The sequence below is a fragment of the Oculatella sp. LEGE 06141 genome (assembly GCF_015207605.1).
In the GTDB taxonomy this organism is placed as follows: Bacteria; Cyanobacteriota; Cyanobacteriia; order Elainellales; family Elainellaceae; genus Oculatella.
This window is the reverse complement of sequence record NZ_JADEWO010000131.1, coordinates 1-3,335: the sequence shown is the minus strand read 5'-3', so window position 1 is coordinate 3,335 and position 3,335 is coordinate 1. Positions and strand designations below refer to the sequence as shown.

Sequence of the window (3,335 nt, the reverse complement as noted above, 5' to 3'; positions counted from 1 at the left end):
AGACTGCTGGGATAGAGAACCAGCCAGAACCTTGAAAACTGCATAGCGAAGAAATTGTCAGGTAGGTAGAACTGTCAGGGAACTGACAGAAATTACAGACACCAAAAGAAGTAGAGCAAATGGTCAAGCTACCAAGGGCTTACGGTGGATACCTAGGCACACAGAGGCGAAGAAGGACGTGGTTACCGACGAAACGCTCCGGGGAGTTGGAAGCAAGCATTGATCCGGAGATATCCGAATGGGGCAACCCTAAAGACGGCCCGTTGAATCCATAGACGGGCACGAGCGAACTCAGCGAACTGAAACATCTTAGTAGCTGAAGGAAGAGAAAGAAAAATCGATTCCCCTAGTAGCGGCGAGCGAAGCGGGAAGAGCCTAAACCAGAGGTAAACACCTTTGGGGTCGTGGGACAGCGATATGGAATCTAGAGGCTAGACGAAGCACTTGAGAGGTGCACCAGAGAAGGTGAAAGTCCTGTAGTCGAAAGTTAAAGGATACTAGCTGCATCCCGAGTAGGTTGGGGCACGAGAAATCCCGATTGAATCCGCGAGGACCACCTCGTAAGGCTAAATACTCCTGTGTGACCGATAGTGAACCAGTACCGCGAGGGAAAGGTGAAAAGAACCCCGGGAGGGGAGTGAAATAGAACATGAAACCGTAAGCCTACAAGCAATCGAAGCACGATTAAACGTGTGACGGTGTGCCTGTTGAAGAATGAGCCGGCGACTTATAGGCACTGGCAGATTAAGACGAGAATGTCGAAGTCAAAGGGAAACCGAGTCTGATAAGGGCGAAATGTCAGTGGTTATAGACCCGAACCCGGGTGATCTAACCATGTCCAGGATGAAGCTTGGGTAACACCAAGTGGAGGTCCGAACCGACTGATGTTGAAAAATCAGCGGATGAGGTGTGGTTAGGGGTGAAATGCCAATCGAACCCGGAGCTAGCTGGTTCTCCCCGAAATGTGTTGAGGCGCAGCGGTAGTGATTATAGCTGGGGGGTAAAGCACTGTTTCGGTGCGGGCTGCGAGAGCGGTACCAAATCGAGACAAACTCTGAATACCCAGTGAACAGACTACCAGTGAGACGGTGGGGGATAAGCTTCATCGTCAAGAGGGAAACAGCCCAGACCACCAGCTAAGGTCCCCAAATTGTCACTAAGTGATAAAGGAGGTGGGAGTGCAGAGACAACCAGGAGGTTTGCCTAGAAGCAGCCATCCTCGAACGAGTGCGTAATAGCTCACTGGTCAAGCGCTCCTGCGCCGAAAATGAATGGGACTAAGTGACGTACCGAAGCTGTGGGATATATCTAAGGATGTATCGGTAGGGGAGCGTTCCGTAGTAGTGAGAAGCACTAGCGAGAGCAGGTGTGGACGAAACGGAAGTGAGAATGTCGGCTTGAGTAGCGAAAACATGTGTGAGAATCACATGCCCCGAAACCCTAAGGGTTCCTCCGGAAGGCTCGTCCGCGGAGGGTTAGTCGGGACCTAAGGCGAGGCCGAAAGGCGTAGTCGATGGAGAACGGGTTAATATTCCCGTACTTGGTTTGGATGGTGTCGGGGGACGGAGAAGGCTAAGCCAGCCGGATGATGGTTACCGGTTTAAGTGTTCGAGGTAATGAGAGACGGCGAAAACGTCTTGAGCTGAGGCACGAGTACGAGGGTCTACGGACTCGAAGTGGCTGATGTCAGGCTTCCAAGAAAAGCCCGAAGCACGATAATCCAAACTGACCCGTACCCGAAACCGACACAGGTAGGGTGGTTGAGAATACTAAGGGGCGCGAGATAACTCTCTCTAAGGAACTCGGCAAAATGGCCCCGTAACTTCGGGAGAAGGGGTGCCACCGAGAGGTGGTCGCAGTGAAGAGATCCAGGCGACTGTTTACCAAAAACACAGGTCTCCGCTAAGTCGCAAGACGATGTATGGGGGCTGACGCCTGCCCAGTGCCGGAAGGTTAAGGAAGTTGGTCAGGGAGCTTGCTCCTGAAGCTAGCGACTGAAGCCCCGGTGAACGGCGGCCGTAACTATAACGGTCCTAAGGTAGCGAAATTCCTTGTCGGGTAAGTTCCGACCCGCACGAAAGGCGTAACGATCTGGATGCTGTCTCGGAGAGAGGCTCGGCGAAATAGGAATGTCTGTGAAGATACGGACTACCTGCACCCGGACAGAAAGACCCTATGAAGCTTTACTGTAGCCTGGAATTGGGTTCGGGCCTTGTTTGCGCAGGATAGGTGGGAGGCAAAGAGCGGTTCCTTGTGGGGAATCAGGAGCCAACGGTGAGATACCACTCTAACAAGGCTAGAATTCTAACCCTGACCCGTTATCCGGGGAGGGAACAGTTTCAGGTGGGCAGTTTGACTGGGGCGGTCGCCTCCTAAAAGATAACGGAGGCGCGCAAAGGTTCCCTCAGGCTGGTTGGAAATCAGCCGTAGAGTGTAAAGGCAAAAGGGAGCTTGACTGCGAGACTCACAAGTCGAGCAGGGTGGAAACACGGCCTTAGTGATCCGACGGCACAGAGTGGAATGGCCGTCGCTCAACGGATAAAAGTTACTCTAGGGATAACAGGCTGATCTCCCCCAAGAGTTCACATCGACGGGGAGGTTTGGCACCTCGATGTCGGCTCATCGCAACCTGGGGCGGTAGTACGTCCCAAGGGTTGGGCTGTTCGCCCATTAAAGCGGTACGTGAGCTGGGTTCAGAACGTCGTGAGACAGTTCGGTCCATATCCGGTGCAGGCGTAAGAGCATTGAGAGGAGTCTTCCTTAGTACGAGAGGACCGGGAAGAACGCACCGCTGGTGTACCTGTTATCGTGCCAACGGTAAACGCAGGGTAGCCAAGTGCGGAGCGGATAACCGCTGAAAGCATCTAAGTGGGAAGCCCACCTCAAGATGAGTGCTCTCATGGGGTTAACCCAGTAAGGTCACGCGCAGAACACGCGTTGATAGGCTCTAGATGGAAGTTCAGCAATGGATGGAGTCGAGGAGTACTAACAGACCGAGGGCTTGACCTCGTTCTACGGATGATGGTGTAGGGTATCTGACAATGGAGCTATGCAGCTTTCAGGGTGACTGAGGGTTGTGTGTATGTCAATCAAGGAATTGTCAATCAAGCTTCAAGCGACACACGACTCGATGATGGTGACCCATCTGTATTCCTGGTGCTTATGGCGCGGTAGACCCACTCCGACCCATCCCGAACTCGGTTGTGAAATGCTGTTGCGGCGAAGATAGTTGAGGGGTAGCCCTCTGCAAAAATAGCTCGGTGCCAGGTTTGTATTACAAAACAGAACAGAGCCTTCCTACACTTCAGGAGGCTCTGTTTTGTTTCATGGGTAGA

Annotated in this window: 2 rRNA genes; both read left to right on the top strand. The window is 52.8% G+C overall.

The window, feature by feature from the left end:
* Positions 1-121 precede the first annotated feature (121 nt).
* Positions 122-3,009, top strand: a 23S ribosomal RNA gene (locus IQ268_RS31860).
* A gap of 143 nt (positions 3,010-3,152) precedes the next feature.
* Positions 3,153-3,269 (top strand): 5S ribosomal RNA (gene rrf, locus IQ268_RS31855).
* Positions 3,270-3,335 lie beyond the last annotated feature (66 nt).